Origin of the sequence: Corynebacterium gallinarum, assembly GCF_014837045.1 — a bacterium.
GTDB classification, from domain to species: Bacteria; Actinomycetota; Actinomycetes; order Mycobacteriales; family Mycobacteriaceae; genus Corynebacterium; species Corynebacterium gallinarum.
Window position 1 is genome coordinate 72,420 of record NZ_JACSPR010000003.1, and the last position, 20,306, is coordinate 92,725.

General features: G+C 64.0%; 17 protein-coding genes and 1 pseudogene. 10 read left to right on the forward strand and 8 right to left on the reverse strand.

The genetic code is table 11. The features are described from left to right. Positions 1-8: 8 nt before the first annotated feature. The 3 genes and pseudogenes from H9627_RS05075 to H9627_RS05085 all read right to left on the reverse strand — a co-directional run. Positions 9-1,532, reverse strand: a complete 1,524-nt coding sequence (locus H9627_RS05075; protein WP_225213512.1) for an FAD-dependent oxidoreductase — start codon at positions 1,530-1,532, stop codon at positions 9-11. 135 nt (positions 1,533-1,667) lie between these two features. Further along, positions 1,668-2,006 carry a helix-turn-helix domain-containing protein gene (locus H9627_RS05080; protein ID WP_191733200.1) on the reverse strand — a complete coding sequence of 113 codons (339 nt, stop codon included), beginning with the start codon at positions 2,004-2,006 and terminating at the stop codon, positions 1,668-1,670. Between the two features lie 162 nt (positions 2,007-2,168). Then, positions 2,169-2,390 (reverse strand): annotated as a pseudogene (locus H9627_RS05085) (type II toxin-antitoxin system RelE/ParE family toxin); the annotation flags it as partial. 435 nt (positions 2,391-2,825) lie between these two features. Between H9627_RS05085 and H9627_RS05090 the strand changes: the two are divergent. The 5 genes from H9627_RS05090 (at position 2,826) to H9627_RS05110 (ending at position 8,071) form a co-directional block, all read left to right on the forward strand. Next, positions 2,826-3,443 (forward strand): DUF3618 domain-containing protein, encoded by a 618-nt coding sequence (locus tag H9627_RS05090; protein WP_191732940.1) that lies wholly within the window; start codon positions 2,826-2,828, stop codon positions 3,441-3,443. A gap of 186 nt (positions 3,444-3,629) precedes the next feature. Continuing rightward, the gene (locus H9627_RS05095) at positions 3,630-4,874 is read left to right on the forward strand and encodes an MFS transporter (RefSeq protein WP_191732941.1); all 1,245 of its coding nucleotides are present in this window, start codon (positions 3,630-3,632) and stop codon (positions 4,872-4,874) included. 79 nt (positions 4,875-4,953) lie between these two features. Then, positions 4,954-6,012 carry a maleylacetate reductase gene (locus H9627_RS05100; protein WP_191732942.1) on the forward strand — a complete coding sequence of 353 codons (1,059 nt, stop codon included), beginning with the start codon at positions 4,954-4,956 and terminating at the stop codon, positions 6,010-6,012. Between the two features lie 432 nt (positions 6,013-6,444). Continuing rightward, a complete protein-coding gene (locus H9627_RS05105; protein WP_318247757.1) occupies positions 6,445-7,221 on the forward strand; it encodes a sugar nucleotide-binding protein in 777 nt (258 codons plus the stop codon). An 85-nt stretch (positions 7,222-7,306) separates the two neighbouring features. After that, complete coding sequence (locus H9627_RS05110; RefSeq protein WP_191732944.1) at positions 7,307-8,071, forward strand: SDR family oxidoreductase; 765 nt, start codon at positions 7,307-7,309, stop codon at positions 8,069-8,071. A gap of 62 nt (positions 8,072-8,133) precedes the next feature. On the opposite strand, the gene H9627_RS05115 is transcribed toward H9627_RS05110, so the two are convergent. The 3 genes from H9627_RS05115 to H9627_RS05125 all read right to left on the reverse strand — a co-directional run bounded on the left by H9627_RS05115 (position 8,134) and on the right by H9627_RS05125 (position 12,389). Then, a complete protein-coding gene (locus tag H9627_RS05115; protein WP_191732945.1) occupies positions 8,134-9,660 on the reverse strand; it encodes a peptide MFS transporter in 1,527 nt (508 codons plus the stop codon). A gap of 414 nt (positions 9,661-10,074) precedes the next feature. Beyond that, positions 10,075-10,731 (reverse strand): response regulator, encoded by a 657-nt coding sequence (locus H9627_RS05120; protein WP_191732946.1) that lies wholly within the window; start codon positions 10,729-10,731, stop codon positions 10,075-10,077. Then, on the reverse strand, positions 10,728-12,389 hold the full coding sequence (locus tag H9627_RS05125) for a sensor histidine kinase (RefSeq protein WP_191732947.1): 1,662 nt from the start codon (positions 12,387-12,389) through the stop codon (positions 10,728-10,730). The genes H9627_RS05120 and H9627_RS05125 overlap by 4 nt, the downstream gene beginning before the upstream one ends. Before the next feature lie 204 nt (positions 12,390-12,593). Here H9627_RS05125 and H9627_RS05130 point away from each other — a divergent pair, with 204 nt between their 5' ends. The 4 genes from H9627_RS05130 (at position 12,594) to H9627_RS05145 (ending at position 18,689) form a co-directional block, all read left to right on the forward strand. Beyond that, entirely contained in the window at positions 12,594-14,087 is a 1,494-nt protein-coding gene (locus tag H9627_RS05130; RefSeq protein ID WP_191732948.1) for a CitMHS family transporter, read from the forward strand. Positions 14,088-14,297: 210 nt separating this feature from the next. Further along, positions 14,298-15,113, forward strand: a complete 816-nt coding sequence (locus H9627_RS05135) for an SDR family NAD(P)-dependent oxidoreductase (RefSeq protein WP_191732949.1) — start codon at positions 14,298-14,300, stop codon at positions 15,111-15,113. A 46-nt stretch (positions 15,114-15,159) separates the two neighbouring features. Then, complete coding sequence (locus H9627_RS05140; RefSeq protein WP_191732950.1) at positions 15,160-17,490, forward strand: cytochrome P450/oxidoreductase; 2,331 nt, start codon at positions 15,160-15,162, stop codon at positions 17,488-17,490. Positions 17,491-17,513: 23 nt separating this feature from the next. Beyond that, positions 17,514-18,689, forward strand: coding sequence for an SMP-30/gluconolactonase/LRE family protein (locus H9627_RS05145; protein ID WP_191732951.1), 1,176 nt, complete (start codon positions 17,514-17,516; stop codon positions 18,687-18,689). 79 nt (positions 18,690-18,768) lie between these two features. Here the strand turns inward: H9627_RS05145 and H9627_RS05150 are convergent, their stop codons facing one another. After that, positions 18,769-19,188 (reverse strand): organic hydroperoxide resistance protein, encoded by a 420-nt coding sequence (locus H9627_RS05150; RefSeq protein WP_191732952.1) that lies wholly within the window; start codon positions 19,186-19,188, stop codon positions 18,769-18,771. A 110-nt stretch (positions 19,189-19,298) separates the two neighbouring features. On the opposite strand from H9627_RS05150, the gene H9627_RS05155 reads away from it, so the two are divergent. Further along, the gene (locus tag H9627_RS05155; RefSeq protein WP_191732953.1) at positions 19,299-19,739 is read left to right on the forward strand and encodes a MarR family winged helix-turn-helix transcriptional regulator; all 441 of its coding nucleotides are present in this window, start codon (positions 19,299-19,301) and stop codon (positions 19,737-19,739) included. Between the two features lie 2 nt (positions 19,740-19,741). Here H9627_RS05155 and H9627_RS05160 read toward each other — a convergent pair whose 3' ends face one another. Next, entirely contained in the window at positions 19,742-20,302 is a 561-nt protein-coding gene (locus tag H9627_RS05160) for a TetR/AcrR family transcriptional regulator (protein WP_191732954.1), read from the reverse strand. Positions 20,303-20,306: the final 4 nt, after the last annotated feature.

Sequence of the window (20,306 nt, forward strand, 5' to 3'; positions counted from 1 at the left end):
CCCCTCCATCAGGGCGTGCGACGTGGTGGCAGGGGACGGGTGGCCGGACCGTTGAGCACATCGCCGTCAACGGTGAACCGTGAGGCATGGCAGGGACAGTCCCAGGTCCGTTCGGCCCCGTTCCAGGCGACCTGGCATCCGAGGTGGGTGCAGGTGCTGGACACGGCGTGCAGGTTGCCCGCCTCATCGCGGTAACCGGCGACCTTCTTGCCACAGGAGCTGACAATCCCACCCTCACCCGGTTGGAGCTCGGTGATATCTGGTTGTTTCAGGCTGAGCACCCGGTCACCGACCATGCGGACCGCCACGCGGGTATTGGCAGTGAGGAATTTCGGTGCGGCAGCCAATGCCTTGACCCGGGTGGTGGTGAACAGGTCCGCCCATGGGTTTGGGCGGCCGGAGATGGCGTCGGTAAGCAGCATCCCGGCAAGGGTGCCAGCGGTCAGACCCCACTTCTTGAAACCGGTGGCCACAAACACCCGCGTGGAACGCGCAGTGACCGGTCCGATGTAGGGGACGTGGTCATCGGGCATGTAGTCCTGCGAGGACCAGCGGTGCTCAAAAGACTGGACATTCCAGTGCCGGTTCACGAAGTCACCCAGCTTGTCGTAGCGTTCCGGCTGCGCCTTCGGCGAACCGGTGCTGTGGCTCTCACCCAGGACCATGAGCAACTCGCCGCCGTCGTGGGGCACCGACCGGATCGAGTACTGCGGTGACCCGGCCGCCATGAAACTGGCGTCGGGGAGGGGGTCGTGGATACGCGCGGTAACCACATACGACCGGGAGGCGTACGCCCGGGCGAACATGAGGGAACGATCGAGGAAGGGGATGAGAGTCGCGACCACAACATGCTGGGCCCGGATAAGACCGTTCGGGGTGTGCACGACACAGCCGGTGTCGGACTCGTCGACATCGGTGCCGCGGGTGTTCTCGAAGATCTCCACACCGGCCTCGGTGGCCAGACGGGTGAGGCCATCCATGTAGCGTCCCGCGTGGAATTCGGCCTGGTTATCAAAACGCATGCCACCGCGGGTGCGGAAGGGCAGGTCCACCGCCTCATCGAAGAAGGCGGGCAGACCGGCCTGCTGCGCGGCCCTGGTCTCCTCCTCCAGCTGTTTGCGCTCACCGGAGTTGGTGGCGTAGAGGATCGCGGACCGACGCCGGAAATCGCAGTCAATACCCTCATCGACGAAACCCGCGACCTGCTCCTTGGCCGCCTCCATCGCCTGGGCATAAACCCGGGCACCGTCTTGACCGTGGGTCTTGGATATGCGGGCATAGGTGAGATGGTGCTGACTGGTCACCTTGCCGGTGGTGTACCCGGTGGTGCCGGTGCCCACCTTGTTCTGATCAATCAGACCGACCGACCTGCCTTCACGGGCGAGCAACAGGGCCGTGGTCATCCCGGTGATCCCACCTCCCACGACAATCACATCGAATGAACGGTCACCTTCAAGTGTCGGGAAGTCCTGCGAGACAGCGTCCTCCTGCCACAGGGACGCATGCTTGGCCTGATGTGCTTGAGCAGTCATGGGCCCGATGCTACCTATGATGGGCGTCACATGCCGGGGCGTTGAATGGCAATAATCGACGCCGTGGGGAGCAGGATGATGGTTGTGTGGGGGCAGGCCTTGATGGGGCGTGATCCTGGTATGGATCACGCCCTATCAGGTGTCTGTCACACCTTCCTGCTCCTCATCAACCGGAAGGGTGACGGTGCTGCCGTCAGCTCGCCTGACGATGAGCTCCAAACTTCCCCCTAAAGCGTCGACGTACTTCTGAATCGTAGACACCCGGGCCGAGGCGAGGTGGCCGTTTTCCATTTGGGAGATTCTGTTCTGTCCCACTCCGATTTTCTTCGCCAGGGATTCTTGCGTGAGGCCGGAGTCCTGGCGGAGAGCTCGCAGCCGATAGGCCCGTGCATCCGCGTACATCCCGGCCTTGATCCGATCGATATTCTCCCGATTTCCGGGACGTCGTCGGCGGAAGTCATCAAGTGAAGTCATGGGGGTTCTCCTAGAAGATGATGTTGATACCGAATCTACGGTTTGCGATGGTGGGGTTGGTGAAAAGCGGTTAACCCCCTCTAGAAGGTCTCGAAGATGCTGCTCAAAGCGGGTTTCAGCGAGGGGAATATTCCTGTCGTACCACTTATTCCATTGACCGGTCTTGTCTCCAGCGACTAAGAAAATCGCCCTCCTGCGAGGATCGAACGCGAAGAGGATCCTAATATTCTTGGCGGCTGATTTTTCCCGAGGGCGTAACTCTTTCAAGTTTTTATAACGCGACCGCGAAATGGTATCGACGAATGGCCTCCCACAGGTGGGACCCTGTTCCGCGAGATATTCCGAGATATTCAGTGGCGGCCAGCACCGCATCATAAACATCATCAGGGAGGGAATCGAGCCAGTTATCTATAAAGTCTGTGCAGACTTCCCATCTCGCCGTGACCACAAATTATCACTTATAACTGATGTTGCCAATAGGGGGCAATTAACCGTTCGTCCGTCGGGGGACCTGTGAGTGCAAGTGGTGGATGGTTGGAAGCAAGGTGCCTTTCGGGATATGCGGATGCCCCGGCACCATCTGCCGCACGAGACGGGGACGATAGAGAATTCCCAGAACCCATGGACATGGCACCATCCACAACAGAGGATGGGTCAACTGGCCGTGGAACACCTCTGGGTGGTCAGCAATGGGGAGGAGGCGGAGCGGGGCAGAATCGAACTCCCTCCAGCCATCGCACCAACGCCCGCCGAAGGAGCGCGAAGCGACATCCCCGACGACCCCGTCACCCATTTAGATGCAGAACTAAGTGGGTCACCATGAGCGACAATCCTGATCAGATCCGTGCAGACATCGACCGCACCCGTCACGAGCTCAGCCGCGATGTTGATGCCCTGGCAGAGAAGGTAGACCCCTCCAAGGTTGTTGACCGTCAAACCGACAAGGTCCGCGACAAGGTTCGCGGTTTTCAGGAGTCAATCATGGGCAGCCCAGATGACAGCAGCACCCTGGACGATGCCAAGGCACACGCACAGGATGCCAAGGACCGGGCTGGCGAGATGGTTCAGGGCGCTCCCGCGCAGGTGAAGCAGCGCACCCGGGGCAACCCACTGGCCGCTGGGCTCATCGCCCTCGGCGCAGGTTGGCTTGTCGGTTCCATGATGCCCTCCAGCAAGCCGGAGCAGGACGCTGCCGCCGCGCTCAAGGACAAGGCCGAGCCCCTCGTCGAGGAGGCCAAGAGCGCCGCGCAGGAAATGGGTGAGAATCTCAAGCCACAGGCACAGGAGGCAGCCCAGACCCTGCAGGAAACCGGTCGTTCCAGCGTGCAGAACGTTCAGGAGGAGGGAAAGCACCATGCTTCCACCCTCAAGGACGATACCCAGCAGGCAGCGCAGCACGTGAAGAACGAAGCCAAGGATGAAGCACAGAATTCCTAGGCTGTGTTGCATGATCACCGCCCGAAGGGCAGTTCACCGAACTGCTCCTCGGGCGGCTTTTTTCGTCGTAAAGCAGGGTGGGGTGCACCCGTGGGGCAACTAAATCAACAATCCCTGAATCAATGCCGGGGGACTGGGCTAGTGTCACCTATCTATAACACCGTCCGAGGTTAGGAGCTCCCCGGCATGTCCACTGTCTCGCAGGCTGCCACCCCCTCCCGCACACGTCGCCATGGGGACAACACCACCTGGATTGTCGTGGTGGTCTGCGGTGTCATCGCAGCGATGCACATCTGGAAACTCCCCAGCGCGCTCACCCAGGTCCAGGGGGACCTCAGCATCAGCCTGGTGCAGGCAGGTCTGCTGTTGGGACTGGTGCAGCTGGCTGGCATGCTGGGTGGGATCCCGGCATCCGTTGTGAGCGAGCACGTGGGCCTGCGCCGCACCATGGCGCTCGGGCTGGTGCTGCTGGTGGTGGGCACAGTGATCAGCGCCCTGGCCACCATGTCCGGGGTGATGATGGCGGCCCGTGCCCTGGAGGGCATCGGTTATCTCTCGGTCACGGTCACGGCTCCCGCCCTCATCCGACGGGAGACACCCACCCACCGCCTGACCATCGCAATGGGGGCGTGGGCCGGTTTCCAGGGCACAGCGACCTTCATCGCGGTGCTGGGCAGCTCCCTTCTCCTCCAGGTCACCGACTGGCGCATGTGGTACTGGATGATGGCGGTGATCACCGCGGTCGGGATTCCACTGCTGGTGAGGTACACGGCACCGGATCCACCGCGGGAGGGTGGGGTGGGGGCTGCCTTCCACCGGGTGTGGATCACCATGCGCAGCTGGAAACCGTGGGTCGCCGGTGCGGTGTTCTCCTGTTACACCATTCAGTGGACTGCGGTGATCGGGTTCCTGCCCACCGTCTACCAGGAATACGGCGTCGGGGCTGTGCTCGGTGGCGCACTGTCGGCGGTCGCCGGCGGGATCAACGCGGTGGGTGCGGTGCTGGCGGGATTCCTGCTGCAACGCGGATTGTCCATCCGTTCGCTGGTGGTCACCGCCTTCATGGTCATGGGCATCACTGCCATCGGCGTGTATGCAGTGGACTGGTCCACACTGCCCGGCACCTTCATCACCCAGTTCATCCTGGTCTGCATCTTCTCCATGGTCGGCGCACTGATCCCGACCTCCATGTTCCGGATCGCCGTGGACCTGGCACCACCCGGGGGTTCACCACCGGCCGTGGTGGGTCTGATGAACCAGCTGCAGAACACCGGAAACTTCCTCGGTCCGGTGGTGCTGGCGTGGCTGGCCGCGCAGGCCGGCGGTTGGCACACGTCCTGGTGGCTCACGGCAACCGCGGGCGCACTCGGTATCGCACTGATCATGCTGTTTTCCGAAAAGCGGCTGGGGATATCACTGCGGGCGACATAGGCGTCGACAAGCTCGTCGCTACGCTGGTGTCCACCGATGACCGGGACGCACCCCCCACCGCACGCAACGGGAGAGAAAAATGACACCCCTCACCTTCAACCACCAGCTCCTCGCGCAGGAGGTCAGGTTCGGTACCGGCCTCGCTGCCGCCAATGTCCGACAGGCCGTCACCTCACTGGGGGCCCATCGGCCCATGCTCATCACCTCTACCCGGGAGGAGGCGACGGCACGGCAGATCACCGACGGAACCGGAGTGGCTGCGGTGTTCACCGACGTGGTCATGCATGTGCCCAAGGAGGTGGCCGAGCGTGCGCGCCGGGTTGCCGCCGACGCGGATGTCGACGCACTGATCGCCATCGGCGGGGGTTCCACGACAGGCCTGGCCAAAGCGGTCGCGCTGACGAGCGGCCTGCCCATCATCGCCGTGCCCACCACCTATGCGGGATCGGAGGCCACCGCGGTGTGGGGCATGACCGAGAACCGCACCAAAACGACCGGCACCGATATCACGGTGCTTCCCAAGGTGGTGGTCTACGATTCCGACCTGCTGTCCACCCTGCCCACCGGGATGACAGTCGCCTCGGGACTGAACGCCATGGCCCACTGTGTGGACTCCCTCTGGGCGCCCAAGGCAGATCCCATCAACCGGGCCCACGCCCTGGAGGGGGCCCGACTGCTCCGGGATGGACTCACGGGATTATCTGCTGCGTCCAACGCTGCCGATATGGTCGCCTCCCGGGAACTCACCCTCGCAGGCTGTTATCTCGCGGCCTTGAGTTTCTCCTCCGCCGGGTCTGGTCTCCACCACAAAATCTGTCATGTGCTCGGGGGAACCTTCAACCTGCCGCATGCGGAGACCCACGCGATTATCCTGCCCCACGTCCTCCAGTTCAACGCCGCCGCCGGTGATGCAGCCCATGTGGGGCGCCTGGCCGAGGTCTTCGGGGTGGAGGACGCTGTGGACGGACTCGACGAGCTGTATGAGCGCATCACTGCACCCCGCCACCTGGGGGAGATCGGGTTCACCCAGGACAATATCCCGGAGGCCGTGGAACGCATCATCACCGCCGCACCGAAGGACAACCCGGTACCCGTCACCGAAGATGCCATGACCCGCCTGCTCATGCAGGCACTCTGACCACACCGGGACGAGGCCGTGTGCCGGGCAGGGAAAGTAACATCTCTTAGATAGACCACGAAGGGTAATCAGATAGCCGGGTGCCTTGAATCCAAGGTGTCACGACCGTGACCTGGGAAACCAAGCCCCATCCACTGATCACACCTGATGTTCACTAGCCTTGGATCACCGCGACGCGAACCGCGCTGCTGATCAGCGTTCCCAGGCTTCGTGTCACCCATCTCAGCGTTACCCGTCAGTCCCACCCACCCGCACATCAACGGACGGTGATCCGTACCCAGAGGAAGCGATAGAACACACATGAACTCCCCGGAGAATAACAGCGACAGACCCCAGACCGTCGAAATCCCACAGGGTGACCATCAGAGAATCCCACACCGCACCCTGTTGGTCGGTTGCGGCAGGACCGCCACGCGCCTGGGGGAGAGCCTGGTGGCTGCGGGCGGAGAGGTGGTGGCGCTACGGCGTACCACCGGTAATCTGCCCAGGTCTTTTCAGGCGCTGTCGGCGGATCTGGTGGAGCCACTGGAACAGCCCCTGCCGGATGTGGATGCGATGGTGATCACCCTCAGCCCCAGCATGGGGGAGGCATCCACCCAGATCCCGGCCCAGGAACAGGCCCAGTCTCCCTGGCATCCCACCGGGTATCTCGATGCGCTGACCAACCTCGCGCAGGCACTGCCCGCGGTCCCACCACGGGTGGTGTTCGTGTCCTCCACCAGGGTATTTGAGGGGAAGGCGGGGGAGCAGGTGCTCACCGAGCAGGACGAACCAGCCCCGATCACCCCGCGTGGCAGGTTATTGCGGGATGCGGAGCTCCTGGCCATCGATCTCTTCGATGCTCACATCGTGCGCCCCGCCGGGATCTACGGTCCAGGTCGCGAGATGATGATCCGGAAGGTGGTCAACCACACCCCGGTCCAGTACGCGCAGCGCACCAACCGTATCCATGAGGTGGATCTGGCCCGCGCTCTGGAGGTGATGCTCACCCTGGAGAATCCGCCCGCGGTCGTGCATGCGGTGGATCAGCGCCCGGCCACCATGGAAGAGGTGGTCACCTTCATCGCCGATCAACTCGGTGTCACCCCGCCGCCGGCGATGGAACCCGCGATGCCCGGCGGTACCGTCCTCAGCGGTGAGCTGCTGCTCAGCCTGCTCGGCTCGCTGCACTATCCCACCTTCGAGGCGGGGTACGTGGCGCTGGGGTAGCAGGCAGATGCTTGTCGACGCCGAGATAAACCCTTCTTCCCCGCGTAGGCATCCTCGCCCTTAACTAACCCCTAAAATATTCACCATGCCAAGTATTTTCATCAGCGGTGCCGCACAGGGCATCGGCAGGGCCGTGGCCGAGCGTTTCCTTGCGGAGGGGTGGACCGTCGGCGCCTATGACATTGCCCCGGTGACCTACGATGCCGCCGACACACCCGGAACCCTCATCACCGGCCACCTCGATGTAACCAGTGCGGGGGACTGGGATGCCGCGTTGAAGGACTTCACCTCCCACACCGGCGGGATGCTGGATGTGCTGGATAACAACGCGGGGATCATCATGGATGGGCCCCTGCGGGATGCGGATGGGGCGGGCGTCGCAAAGCTCATCGAGGTCAACTGCACCGGCGTCACCCTCGGCGCACGGGCGGCCCACCCCTACCTCCGGCGCACCGCGGGTGCGCAGCTGGTGAACATGGCGTCGGCCTCCGCGATCTACGGGCAGCCCCAGATCGCGGTGTATTCGGCGACCAAGTTCTATGTGGCCGGGTTGACGGAGGCGCTCAGTCTGGAGTGGCGGCGTGATGATATCCGCGTGCTTGATATCTGGCCGTTGTGGGCGAAGACGCCGTTGGCGGATGTCACGGCCAGTTCCACGCGTCGCCTGGGGGTGCGGCTGACCCCGGAGCAGGTGGCCGAGGCGGTGTGGCAGGCGCTGCATCCCCGCAGCCGGTGGGCGCGGGGCAGGGTGCACCACGGGGTGTCCACGCTGGATAAGGCGCTCTACCTGGGTCGCTCGCTGGCGCCGGACCGTCTCGCGCGTCTGCTCACCCGGGTGATCGCGGGATAGGAAAAGGGGCCCTCAGGGAGGGCCCCTTTTTTGCTTTACGACGTCTATTGCAACCGCATCAGTTAGCGCACGTCGATGAACTTCTTCGTCACCCAGTTCTTGGAGGCGATGATGACGATACCGATGATGATGGTGACCACACCGACGGTGATGAAGAAGGTCTTTTCCGCCTCAGCGTTGGTCGGGTCGTAGTAACCACCGAGGGTGCCGGACAGGGAGGTACCCATGGACACGGCCATGAGCCAGACCGCGAACATGCGGGACTGGAACGCCTGCGGGGCGACCTTGGTGGCCAGGGAGTTTCCGACGGGGGAGAGCAGCAGCTCGGCGATGGTGAACAGGAAGTACACCCAGATGATCAGCAGCATCGGGGTGGAGTTGGCCTCCCCGCCGGCGAACGGCAGGAAGAAGAACAGGGCGCAGCCGATGACGATGTTGGCCACACCGAACTTCACGGCCGTGGACCACTGCCTGGAACCCAGCTTGGTCCACAGGGTGGCGAAGATGCCGGAGAAGATGATGATGAAGATCGGGTTGAAGGAGTTGATTAGCCCGGGGGGCAGTTCAATGCCCAGGAAGTTACGGTCCAGACGGGCGTCAGAGTAGACGGCCAGGACGGTGAACTGGGTCTGGAAGATGGCGAAGAACAGCACGCCACCGATGAACATCGGGATGAACCCGAGCAGGCGGGACTTTTCGGCTGCGGTGGTCAGTGGGGAGGTGTACATCTGGGCCAGCAGTCCCACGGCGGCGATCAGGGCGATCGTGGCGGTGATGTTGGACAGCCATTCCAGCTTGATTACGCCGGTGGCGATGAGGGCGACCACGATGGCCACGACCACAACAGTGCCGCCGATCCACTTCGGGTACTCCGACTTCGGCAGCGGGTTCGGGATGTCATGGCCCGCAGCGCCGATGGTGGTCTTGCGCATGGCCACATACTGGATGAGGCCCGCGGCCATGCCGATGGCGGCGATGCCGAAGCCCCAGTGGAAGCCACCCCAGCCCCACACGGCGTTGGTGATCAGAGGGCCGAACAGGCCACCGATGTTGACACCCATATAGAAGATGGAGAAACCGGCATCACGGCGGGTGTCGGTGCGGGAATACAGCTGGCCGAGGACCACCTGGGCGGCGGTCTTGACGCCACCGGAACCCAGGCCGATGAGGACCAGGCCGATGGCCAGTCCCACATAGCCGGGGACCAGAGCCAGGGCGACGTGGCCGATCATGACGATGATGGCCGAGTAGAAGAGGGTGCGCTCGGACCCGAAGACACGGTCAGCGAGGAAGGAGGCCACCAGGGAGGTCATGTAGACGAAGCCGCCGTAGGCGCCCACGATGGACAACGCGGCGGCCTGATCCATACCCAGTCCGCCGTCGGTGACGGAGTAGTACAGGTAGAAGGCGAGGATGGACTGCATGCCGTAGAAGCTGAACCGCTCCCACATTTCCACGCCGAAGAGGTTGGCCAGACCCCAGGGTTGGCCGAAGAATTTCTTTTCACGGTGAGCGTCAGCAACCGCTACTCCAGTTGAGGAGCCAGCAGGTTCTGGTGGCACACCGTCGTTGGTGATGTCGGTGTTCATTCTGAATATCGTTCCGCACCCGGGGGTGCAAAACCAATCCTGACCACCTCTTTTGCAGACATCCCAAAACAGGACCGACACCGTGGAACAAACAATGTTTCACGTGAAACATTTCCATCCCACAGGGCGGGACGGGCCAATGCCCCCATTATGCCCCGCAGTCAATCAGCTACATGTGGACAGCTCGGCGGGCACACGCCACCAGACACCCCATTATGAGCTAACCTGATACTTATAAATCAGTATTTAGGTAACAGAACATTCATCCCGACACCCAACCCCGGTGAAATGATCTCAGACCAGGCAAGAAAGTGACATCATGCCCGCAGAATTCACAGATTGAAATAAGTCACATCAGGTGTGATCTATCCGTTCCACCACCATGGCCCGGGTATCACAACACCGGACCAACCCCTACCTGCCCGGCCGGGAATACAGATGTTCCGGCCTGCCCGACTGACCATAACGCAGCCTCACCTGCACCAGGCCACTGCTGGCCATCGCGGCGAGTCGCCGTTGGGCGGTGGCCCGGGACACCCCGGCGAGTTCAGCGGCCTCCGTGGCGGACAGTTCCCCACCCCCCAGGGCATCCAGCAGCAGCTGTTCGGTGGCCGAGCGCGACACCGGGGTGGGGGCCTGCGCCCCGTTGAGGATGGCGAGCGCCTGATCCACCTTCTCCTGTGACAGTCCCTGGGATCCGGAGAGCACATGGCGGTAACGGGCATAGCGGTCCAGCCGTTCGATGAGGACCCGCTGGGGGAAGGGTTTGACCAGGTAGGCCAGCGCCCCGGCGCGCAGTGCCCGGCGCACGGTGGGGACATCATCGGCGGCGCTGAGGATGAAGGCATCAACGTCACTCGCCCGTGCCAGGGTGATGCCATCACCGTCGGGGAGGTAGATATCGGCGAGCAGCAGATCCACGGGGCGCTCCGCCAGGAAGACACGCGCCTCGGTGACGGTGCGGGCGGTACCGGCCACCGTGAACCCCGGTGCCGCCTCCACCGCCGCGGCGTGGAGGTCCGCCACCCGGAAGTCATCGTCGACCACCAGCACCTGCAGTGTTCTCGTCATCGGTTGTCCTTTCCTTCAGGGGTCGGCGGTGCGGGGGAGGGCTGTCCAGAGCGCATCACCCCGGGCAGACTGGCACCGAAGACCGCACCGGATCCCGCCTCCAGGCCACCACGGTCGATGATCCACACATCCCCGCCCAGGGAACGCGCGAGGGCACGGCTCAGTTTCAATCCGATTCCGTGGCCGTGGATGGTATCCCTCCAATCATCCACCACCGGAGTGGCGGCGAAGACATCCACGTCCCCGGTGATGCCCGGGCCGGTATCCGCCACGGTCATCACCAGGGTGGCGCCGTCATCCAGGAGGGTGAGATCCACCTGCCGGGGTTCGTCACCACGGGTGGCGGCGTCGATGGCATTGGTGAGCAGGTTACCCAGGACGGTGGCGATATCCTCCGCGTTGTCCACCTCCCCGAGGATCAGCGTGTCGTCGGTGATGCGCAGACCCACCCCGCGTTCCGAGGCGGTGATCGCCGCGGTGGTGATGAAAGAACTGAGGAACGCCTCCTCCAGCAGCTCCGCACCGAGCAGGGGGTGCACCTGGCCCCCGTGCCCACCGATCGACCGGAGGAACGCGGCGGCGTCGTGGGGGCGGCCGGCGTCGATAAGCCCGGTGGCGGTGTGGATGCGGTTGGAGAACTCGTGCCGCTGGGCACGTAGCGCCTGGGTCATGGTGCGGACGGAATCCAGGCGTTCGGTCAGTTCCACCATGTCGGTGCGGTCGCGGATGGTGATCACGTGGCCGAGCTCCTGATCCCCACGCGTAACCGGGTGGGAATCCAGGTAGAGGATGCGGTTGTTGAGGCTGACCGCCCCGGGCCGGTCACCGCGCAGGAGCTTGTCGACGATCCCCTCATCCATCCCGAGCTCCTGCAATGTCCTGCCCGCCAACGCCTGGATCCCAGTAATCTCCCGGGCCTGCTGGTTGTGCACGTCAATGGTGCCGTCGGGGCGCAGCGCCAGCACACCCTCCTCCACGCCGTTGAGCACCGCGGTGTGGTTCTTGAGCAGTTCCACCAGCTCCTCCGGTTGCAGGCCCAAGGTAATCTCCTCCCACCGGCGACGCATCACCACCGCCACGCCCGCACCGATGATCAGGGCGAGCACCGCACCGGCCGCCACCGCCATGAGCAGGGGAGGCAGGCGGTCGAAGACGCTGGCGCGTTCAAAACCCACACTGACCTCACCCACCGGGGTGGTGGTACCCGGCGCGAACACCGGCACCTTCGCCCGCGCGGACTCACCGAGCGTGCCCGTCTCCCAGGCGATGGTCTCCTCCCCACGCAGGGCCGCGTCGAAACTGGTGCTGACCACCTGGCCCAACCGCTGCGGATCCGGGTGCGCCAGCCGGATGCCATTGCCGTCGGTGATGACGATGAACAATGCCCCCGTGCTCACCTCTGCTGCGTGGGCGAACTCCTGGAGGGGTCCCCGGGCCAGCTCGTCGGCGGTGGGTTCCGCGCCGGTGAGGGTGTCACGCGCCACCTGCTCACGCACCTGGGGGTCAGCGGCGACCACCCGGCTGATCGACAGCGCGGACTGCTCGGCCTCCGCCTTGAGCTGCTCCACCGTCAAGGAGGTGAACACCGCGGAGCACACAGCGACAACCACCGCGACGGTGAGCACCTGGATCACCAGGATGCGGGTGGCAAAACGCATGATGGCCGTCTTTCTTGTTGGGGGAGCTGATGGTGACCAGAATACGGCCTTGTCCTGGCGTTTCGGCCGTGAGCTAAATGCACTTAATTCTTTAAATGCGCAGTAGTGACCGCAATGCGCGCAACACTTCCGGGAGTGATCCAGACCACCTTAGACTGCCGTCAGCAATATAGAACACTCACGGCCAATCAGGAAGGGCTTGCGATGAGCAGCTCCATATTTACCCTCGCCTCGGATTACGCGGTCAGTCACACACCCTCCGATGGTGTGCTGGTCGTCCTGGGTTTCACCATGATCCTCACCTTCATGACACTGATCATGCTGGGTCGCCTGACCCCCATGGTGGCCATGCTCCTGGTCCCCACCATCTTCGGCCTCATCGCGGGCGCCGGGCTGGGCATGGGGGAGATGGTGCTCGACGCCGTCAAGGACATGGCACCCACCGCGGCACTGTTGATGTTCGCCATCATGTTCTTCGGCATCATGATCGATGTCGGCCTGTTTGATCCGCTGATCCGCGGCATCACCCGGGTGCTTCACGACGATCCCGCCAAGGTCGTCCTGGGCACCGCGATCCTCGCGGGCGTGGTGTCCCTCGACGGTGACGGCTCGACCACCTTCATCATCACCACCTCCGCGATGCTGCCCATCTATCTGCGACTGGGCATGAGCCCGGTGGTGTTGACCTGTGTCGCCGGCCTGATCAACGGCACGATGAACATCCTGCCCTGGGGTGGCCCCACCGTCCGTGCCGCCACCGCACTCGGCTTGGATCCGGCCGAGGTGTTCGTCCCCATGATCCCGTCGCTGATCGCGGGTGTGGCCGTGTGCATCATCTTCGCCTGGTTCCTGGGCCTGGCGGAGCGCAAGCGCCTGGGCAAAATTGATTCCTCCCGCTTCGGTGGCCCCGGCCTGGGTGGCGGCACCCCGGCAGGTGGCCGCGGTTCCGGTCAGTCTCAGCCGACCGGGGGCGTGCTGGTGAAGGAACGCACCGAGCAGATCGACCTGGATGAGCCCACCCTGTCCGAGAACCTCACCGACACCCTCCTGGACCCGCACCGCGCCACCCTGCGCCCCCGCCTGTTCTGGTTCAACGCCCTGCTCACCGTCACCGTCATGGTGCTGCTCATCGCCGATATCCTCCCCCTGGCCTATATCTTCATGGTGGGCGCCGGTCTAGCCCTGGCCGTGAACTTCCCGAAGGTGAAGGATCAGGCGGAGGAGATGCTGGCACATTCCTCCAGCATCGTCGGCGTGGTGTCCATGGTCCTGGCCGCAGCTGTCCTGGTGGGTGTACTCAACGGCACCGGCATGGTGGAGGCGATGGCCACCTGGATCACCACCGTCATCCCTGATGTCATGGGCCCGCACCTGGCCGTGATCACCGGCATCCTGTCGATCCCCATGACCTTCTTCCTGTCCAATGACGCCTTCTACTTCGGCATCCTGCCGGTGCTCGCGGAAAGTGCCTCCCACTTCGGGGTGGAGCCCGTCGAGATGGCCCGGGCCTCCATCACCGGCCAGCCCGTCCACATGCAGAGCCCCCTGGTGCCCGCGATCCTGCTGCTGGTGTCACTGGCCAGCGTCAACCTGGGTGACCACCACAAGAAGGTGCTGTGGCGCGCCTGCGTGGTGTCCATCGTCATGCTGGTGGTCTCCGTGGTGGTGGGCGTGGTGCCACTGACGGCGGGAGCATAGCAACCGGAAACACAACCCACCCCGGCCCCGGACCCGGGCGATCACACACCGAATAACCTCAAAACCACCCCATTCAGGGGTGGTTTTTTCGTCGAAAAGCCTGCATGGGCGACATCCACCCCCGGATCGCTAGACACGTGTCCAATGATTCCGGCATAGTGTGCGCAATCACAAAAAGTGGTTAAGCGCCCAATCGCAAGGAGGGTTGAGATGAGTCTCAACGGGAAAATCGCAGTGGTCACGGGAGCCGGTTCCGGCATGGGACTGGCCACCGTGCGGGCATTCATCCGTGAGGGCGCCACCGTCTACGCCCTGGACATCTCGCAGGACAACCTCGACCGCGAGCTGGGTAGCGAGCAGGCCGTGACCACCATCGCCCTCGACATCGCCGACTCCACCGCCATCAACGAGGCCTTCGCCCGCATCGCCACCGAGCACGGCAAGCTGGACGCCCTCATCAACGCCGCCGGCGTGAACACCCCCAACCGCCGGGCCACCGAATGGCTGGACTCCATCAACCACACGATGATGGACCACATGAAACGCGGGGAGGCCTTCGCCCCGGAGTTCCTCACCGACATCCCCGATGAGGATTTCGACCGCGTCATGCGCATCAATGTCCATGGCACCTTCTTCACCATCCGCGCAGCCGCACCGCTGCTCAAGGCCGCTGGTGGGGGAGCGATCGTCAACTTCGCCTCTGTCGCGGGCCTGGTCGCCCTGCCCATGCCCGCCTACTACCCAGCCTCCAAGGCAGCCGTGGTCGGCATGACCCGCGCGGTCGCCGGTGAACTCGCCCCCTTCAACATCCGCGTCAATGCGCTGGCACCGGCAGGCATCCACACCGCGCTGCTGACCCAGTCCGGCGATGAGCACGTCCAGGCACTGCTGTCCATGCAGCCCCTCAAGCGGCTCGCCGAACCCGAGGAGATCGCCGAGACCCTGGTGTTCCTCGCCTCCGATGCGGGTGCGCACTACACCGGCCAGATCCTCTCACCGTCCGCCGGCGCCTACCTCGCCGGTTAACACCCCCTCCAGCATCACCAGCTCCAACCTGAAAGCAGCCACTGATATGTCTACTTCCACGCACAAGACCGGATCCGCCGCCGCGATCAACGCCATCAACGCAGCCGCAGCCAACGGCGGCCTGAGCGACACCCTCACCGACGCCCCCACCGCCCCTGTCTCCTTCGGCCGGTGCCCCGTCGCCCACGGCTTCGACGCCATGGGGGATGCCTACTACATGGACCCGGCCGCCCACTTCGCGGAGTTCCGCGATGAGACCCCGACGTTCTTCTACCCCTACCTCAATGCCTGGATGGTCACCCGCCACGAGGACGCCCTGCAGGTGCTCGGTGACTGGAAGAAGTTCTCCTCCGCCGCCAACGGTGGTCTGATCGAGGTACCCGAGCAGTTCCAGGACGTCATCTCCGCGGAGCTGATCTCCCGGGTGCTGGTCGGATCCGATCCACAGGGTCACACCATCGCCCGTGGTGTCGCACAGCTGGGCTTCCTCCAGGAAGATATGGATGCCCTCGCCCCGGAGATCGAGGCGCGTGCGCACCGCATCATCGACAAGTTCGAGAACAACGGCTCCGGCAACCTGCTGGAGGATTACTGCCTGGAGCTGACCACCCAGACGCTGCTGGCCCACATGGGCCTGGACTACTCCTGGGATGCCCAGATCCGTCAGCTGCGCGATGATTTCTTCGCCGTGCTCGCCTCCGCACAGGAGCCCCTGCCCGAGCCGATGCGCTCTGAGGTGTGGGAGCGTTATGTCGCCGGCAACCTCAAGCTGCGTGAGGTCATCGAGTCCCGCCGCGACTCCGATGCCCGCGATCTCATCTCCATCATGGCCTCCCAGAAGGACGAGGACGGCAACTTCATCCTCAGCTCCGACCAGATCGCCATCCACCTCACCGAGTTCTGCGCCGCCGGCACCGACACCACCGCCCAGGCCATGGCCAACGCGCTGCTGTTCCTGCAGAAGAACCCCGAGGCCCTCGAAGATGCCCTGCTGGAGCCCGAGCTGTGGTCCCGGGTGTTCGAGGAGACGGTGCGCCGTCGTCCGTCCTCCACCTTCGCCTCCCGCCAGGCCATGATCGACATCGAGCTCGGTGGCGCGGAGATCAAGAAGGGTGACATGGTGTGGATCGCCCTGTCCTCGGTCAACACCGACCCGTCCTACCAGGACAACCCCTTCGAATTTGATATCCACCGCCCGGATCCGCAGGACCACCTGGCGTTTTCCACCGGCCGCCACAAGTGCCTCGGCAACCCGCTGGCGCGCGTGCAGGGATCCATCGGCCTGCAGGTGCTCTTCGAGCGTCTGCCGTCCATCACCGTCGATGACCCCGATTCCCTCGACTTCGTGCGCATGGCGCTGCTGCCGGCCCGCCGCTCCCTCAATGTCCACTGGGATCTGGCCGATATTGAACGCTCCAAGCGCACGACCGTCCGCACGTTGGATCTGGTCGTCGACAAGCGTACGACCGAGTCCGACGGCGTGATCTCCCTGACGCTGACCCACCCCGACGGCGGTGAGCTGCCGCGCTGGAAGCCGGGCGCGCACATCGACCTCAACCTGCCTGACGGTGTGGTCCGCCAGTACTCGCTCGCCGGTGACTGCGAAGACCCGACCTCCTACCGGGTCGGCGTGCTGCGCGAGCCTGCCGGACGCGGCGGGTCGGCCGCGGTCCACGACACGCTTGTCGACGGTTCCCCGATCACCATCTCCTGGCCCCGCAACAACTTCCGCTTCGTCGATGCCGGGCGCTACCTGTTCATCGCCGGTGGCATCGGCGTCACCCCGATCCTCGCGATGATCCGCGAGGCGGAACGCCAGGGTAAGGACTGGACCCTTCTCTACGGCGGGCGCACCCGTTCCTCCATGGCGTTTGTCTCCGAGCTCGAGGCCTACGGCGACCGCGTCCAGCTGGTTCCCCAGGATGAGCTCGGCCACCTGGATCTGGATGCCGCCCTCGCAGAGGCAGCCGAGGACACGCTGATCTACTGCTGTGGTCCGGAAGGCCTGCTGCAGGCCGTGGAGGAGAAGTCCGCGCACTGGCAGAAGGGGAGTCTGCGCCTGGAGCGCTTCGCCCCGAAGGTGATTGTGCGTGACGGTGATGATCAACCCTTCGAGGTGGAGTTCACCCAGTCGGGCACAACCGTCACCGTCGGTGCGGACGAGTCCATCCTGGACGCCGCCAAGCGGGAGGGGATCAGCGTGATCTCCTCATGTGAGACCGGCACCTGCGGCACCTGTGAGACCACGGTGGTCTCCGGGGAGGTGGATCACCGCGATTCCATCCTCACCGCCGATGAGCAGGAGGCCAACCGCACCATGATGATCTGCGTGTCCCGCGCCCAGGGCACCTGCCCGAAGCTCGTGCTCGCACGCTAAACCCCCTACATACGAGGAGCCCCATGCGCCTTCACCGCCTGATCCCCACCGCAGCCGCCCTGACCGGTCTGCTTGTCCTGTCCGCCTGTTCCCCGTCCGGGGAAGCTGATTCCACGGCCACCGCCATCGACACGGTGACCGAGACGGCGACCGCTACGTCGACGGGGACGGTGACCACCGGGGCGTCGCAAAGCACCACGACCCAGGCGCAGCAGGTGGCCTGGACCGAGACCCTGCTCGACGGGCCCACCAAGCCGGAGGATCTCGTCCTCCTGGAGTCCGGCACGGTGTTCCTCAGCGGCATGTCCGAGAACCCCGGTTCCGAGGACGGCGGCGCGGGCAGCCTGCACGCGGTGGACCCGGAAACCGGTGAACTCACCAACGTCTGGACCGCTGAGAACATCACCGAGGCCCATGACACCGCCACCTTCGGCGAGTGCGAGGGCCCACTGGATCCATCGGTGGCCGCACCCCACGGCCTGGGAGCCGAAACCGCCGAGGACGGCACCGAATACCTCTATGTGGTCAACCACGGCGGACGTGAGAGCATCGAGGTGTTCACCGTGGACAATGAGGCCCTGACCTGGGTCGGATGTTCCACCCTGCCCGAGGGCAGCATGGGCAACGGCGTGGTGGCCGATCCCGACACCGATGGTTTCTACGTGACCAACTTCCTCAACCCGGCCGACATGCAGGCCGAATTTGAGAAGGCGTTCGCTGGCGAGGCCACCGGTGAGGTCCTGCACTGGACCCCCGAGAAGGGCTGGTCCGTGGTGGAGGGTTCCGAGATGTCCACCCCGAACGGCATCGCCGTGTCCGCGGATGGCCAGTCCCTCTATGTCGCTTCCTGGGGTGGCCGCGAACTGGTGGAGCTCGACCGCACCACCGGTGAGGTCCTCAACACCGTCGCCATGGAGATCATGCCCGACAACCTGCGCTACACCGAGGACGGCAAGCTGCTGGTGACCGGCCAGGTCATCGACTCCTTCGAGACCTTCGTGGGTTATGAGTTCGGCGACCTCAAGCCAGCGGAGCGTTACGACGTCTTCGCCCTCGACCCGGAGACCTTCACCGTGGAAACCGTCGCCGCGGGTGAAGTCCCCGGTTTCGGTAACCCCACCACCGCACTGGAGGTCGGTGACCGGATCTTCGTCGGCAGCGTCGCCGGTGACAAGATCCTGCAACTGGATAAGAGCTAGACACCAAGTGCTGATGGCCGCCGCCCCCTGGTTTGTTGCCCAGGGGATGGCGGCCGTTTGTCAGCTACCGGGGGAGTGGTTAGTCCTGGGAGACGGTGACGGTCACGGGGATGTTGCCGCGAGTGGCGTTGGAATACGGGCAGACCTGATGGGCGGCATCCGCCAGAGCCTGGGCCTCCTCCTGTCCGAGCGCGGGGATGACCACCTCGAGGTCCACAGCCAGACCGAAGCCCTCACGCTGCTTGCCGATGGACACCCGGGCACCCACGGAGGAGTCACCGAGATCCTTCTTCTCGGCGCGGGCGACTGATTGCAGGGCGGAGTGGAAGCAGGCGGCGTAGCCGAGGGCGAACAGCTGCTCGGGGTTGGCACCGTCGCCACTGCCACCCATCTCCTTCGGGATGGCCATGGAGAATTCCAGGGATCCATCGGCGGTGGCGGCGTGACCGTTGCGGCCTGCGCCGGTGGCGAGTGCTTCTGTGCTGTACAACGCGTCCATGAGGGGTGACTCCTTGCGAGTTGGGGGAATGCTCGGGAACAACGCCCATCATGCACCACAATTAAGTTGTGCACAACCTTTTTCTGTGGGGTGCGGTAACATTTCCCCCTATGGACAGCCATCCCGAACTCTCCCTGGACAACCAGCTGTGTTTCTCCCTCTACCGGGCCAGCCGGGCGGTAACCCGCGCCTACCAGCCACTTCTCAACGACCTGGGCCTGACCTACCCGCAGTACATCACCATGCTCACACTGTGGGAACATGACCGACCCCGGGGCATGCATGAACTGGTCCGGGAACTCGGATTGGACAGCGGAACCCTGACCCCTGTGTGTCGCCGACTGGAGCAGGCGGGCCTGCTCACCCGGCAGCGCGACACCGTGGATGAACGCAGACTCATCATCACCCTCACCGACCAGGGCAGGGCACTCCGGACGCAGGCTGCGGAGATCCCCACGAAGATTGCCTGCATGTACAAAGATTCCGGCATCGATCCGATCCTGCTCAAACAGGAACTGGACAACCTCTCCGCCCTGCTGGTGGGGGACTAGACCTAGAGCTCGAAGACGGTCAACCACTGCCGGGCCAGGGAGCGGTGGACCAGTTCCTCATTGGTGCCCTGGTTACGCACATAGAGGAAGTAGAAATTCCGGTCCAGGCTCATCAGGCTGATGATGAACTGGTAGCGGCGTTCCTCATTGTCCTCCAGCTCGGGGATCGAGTTGCTCAGACGACGCAGCATGTCCAGCCACTCATTGGCCACCACGGCATCCTCGGCCATGGCCTGTTCGATGGAGGAGAACTCCACGGAATGCTCACGCCACAAAGTCGCCATGTCGCCCAGCCAGCCCATGATGGATTCCATCGTGTGCTCCGGCAGGTCGAACACCTCCCGGATCGGTGCCCGGATCCCGGGTTCGATCTCCTGCATGAGCGCCAGCATGAGATCCGGCTTGTTCCGGAAATGCAGGTAGAGGTTGGCACGACTGCCCCCGGCACGCTGGGCCACCTGGTTCATCGACGTCGGGCCGAATCCCTTTTCCAGGAAGAGCTCCCGGGCGGCGGTGATAAACCGCTGTCGGGTGTCCGCGGCCTTCTTGTCCTTGAGATTCATTCTG

What these genes read in the sequence shown, in the direction of transcription:
- H9627_RS05075 (WP_225213512.1), bottom strand. Translation starts at nt 1,532, where the DNA reads ATGACTGCTCAAGCACATCAGGCCAAGCATGCGTCCCTGTGGCAGGAG.
- H9627_RS05080 (WP_191733200.1), bottom strand. Translation starts at nt 2,006, where the DNA reads ATGACTTCACTTGATGACTTCCGCCGACGACGTCCCGGAAATCGGGAG.
- H9627_RS05090 (WP_191732940.1), top strand. Translation starts at nt 2,826, where the DNA reads ATGAGCGACAATCCTGATCAGATCCGTGCAGACATCGACCGCACCCGT.
- H9627_RS05095 (WP_191732941.1), top strand. Translation starts at nt 3,630, where the DNA reads ATGTCCACTGTCTCGCAGGCTGCCACCCCCTCCCGCACACGTCGCCAT.
- H9627_RS05100 (WP_191732942.1), top strand. Translation starts at nt 4,954, where the DNA reads ATGACACCCCTCACCTTCAACCACCAGCTCCTCGCGCAGGAGGTCAGG.
- H9627_RS05110 (WP_191732944.1), top strand. Translation starts at nt 7,307, where the DNA reads ATGCCAAGTATTTTCATCAGCGGTGCCGCACAGGGCATCGGCAGGGCC.
- H9627_RS05115 (WP_191732945.1), bottom strand. Translation starts at nt 9,660, where the DNA reads ATGAACACCGACATCACCAACGACGGTGTGCCACCAGAACCTGCTGGC.
- H9627_RS05120 (WP_191732946.1), bottom strand. Translation starts at nt 10,731, where the DNA reads ATGACGAGAACACTGCAGGTGCTGGTGGTCGACGATGACTTCCGGGTG.
- H9627_RS05125 (WP_191732947.1), bottom strand. Translation starts at nt 12,389, where the DNA reads ATGCGTTTTGCCACCCGCATCCTGGTGATCCAGGTGCTCACCGTCGCG.
- H9627_RS05130 (WP_191732948.1), top strand. Translation starts at nt 12,594, where the DNA reads ATGAGCAGCTCCATATTTACCCTCGCCTCGGATTACGCGGTCAGTCAC.
- H9627_RS05135 (WP_191732949.1), top strand. Translation starts at nt 14,298, where the DNA reads ATGAGTCTCAACGGGAAAATCGCAGTGGTCACGGGAGCCGGTTCCGGC.
- H9627_RS05140 (WP_191732950.1), top strand. Translation starts at nt 15,160, where the DNA reads ATGTCTACTTCCACGCACAAGACCGGATCCGCCGCCGCGATCAACGCC.
- H9627_RS05145 (WP_191732951.1), top strand. Translation starts at nt 17,514, where the DNA reads ATGCGCCTTCACCGCCTGATCCCCACCGCAGCCGCCCTGACCGGTCTG.
- H9627_RS05150 (WP_191732952.1), bottom strand. Translation starts at nt 19,188, where the DNA reads ATGGACGCGTTGTACAGCACAGAAGCACTCGCCACCGGCGCAGGCCGC.
- H9627_RS05155 (WP_191732953.1), top strand. Translation starts at nt 19,299, where the DNA reads ATGGACAGCCATCCCGAACTCTCCCTGGACAACCAGCTGTGTTTCTCC.
- H9627_RS05160 (WP_191732954.1), bottom strand. Translation starts at nt 20,302, where the DNA reads ATGAATCTCAAGGACAAGAAGGCCGCGGACACCCGACAGCGGTTTATC.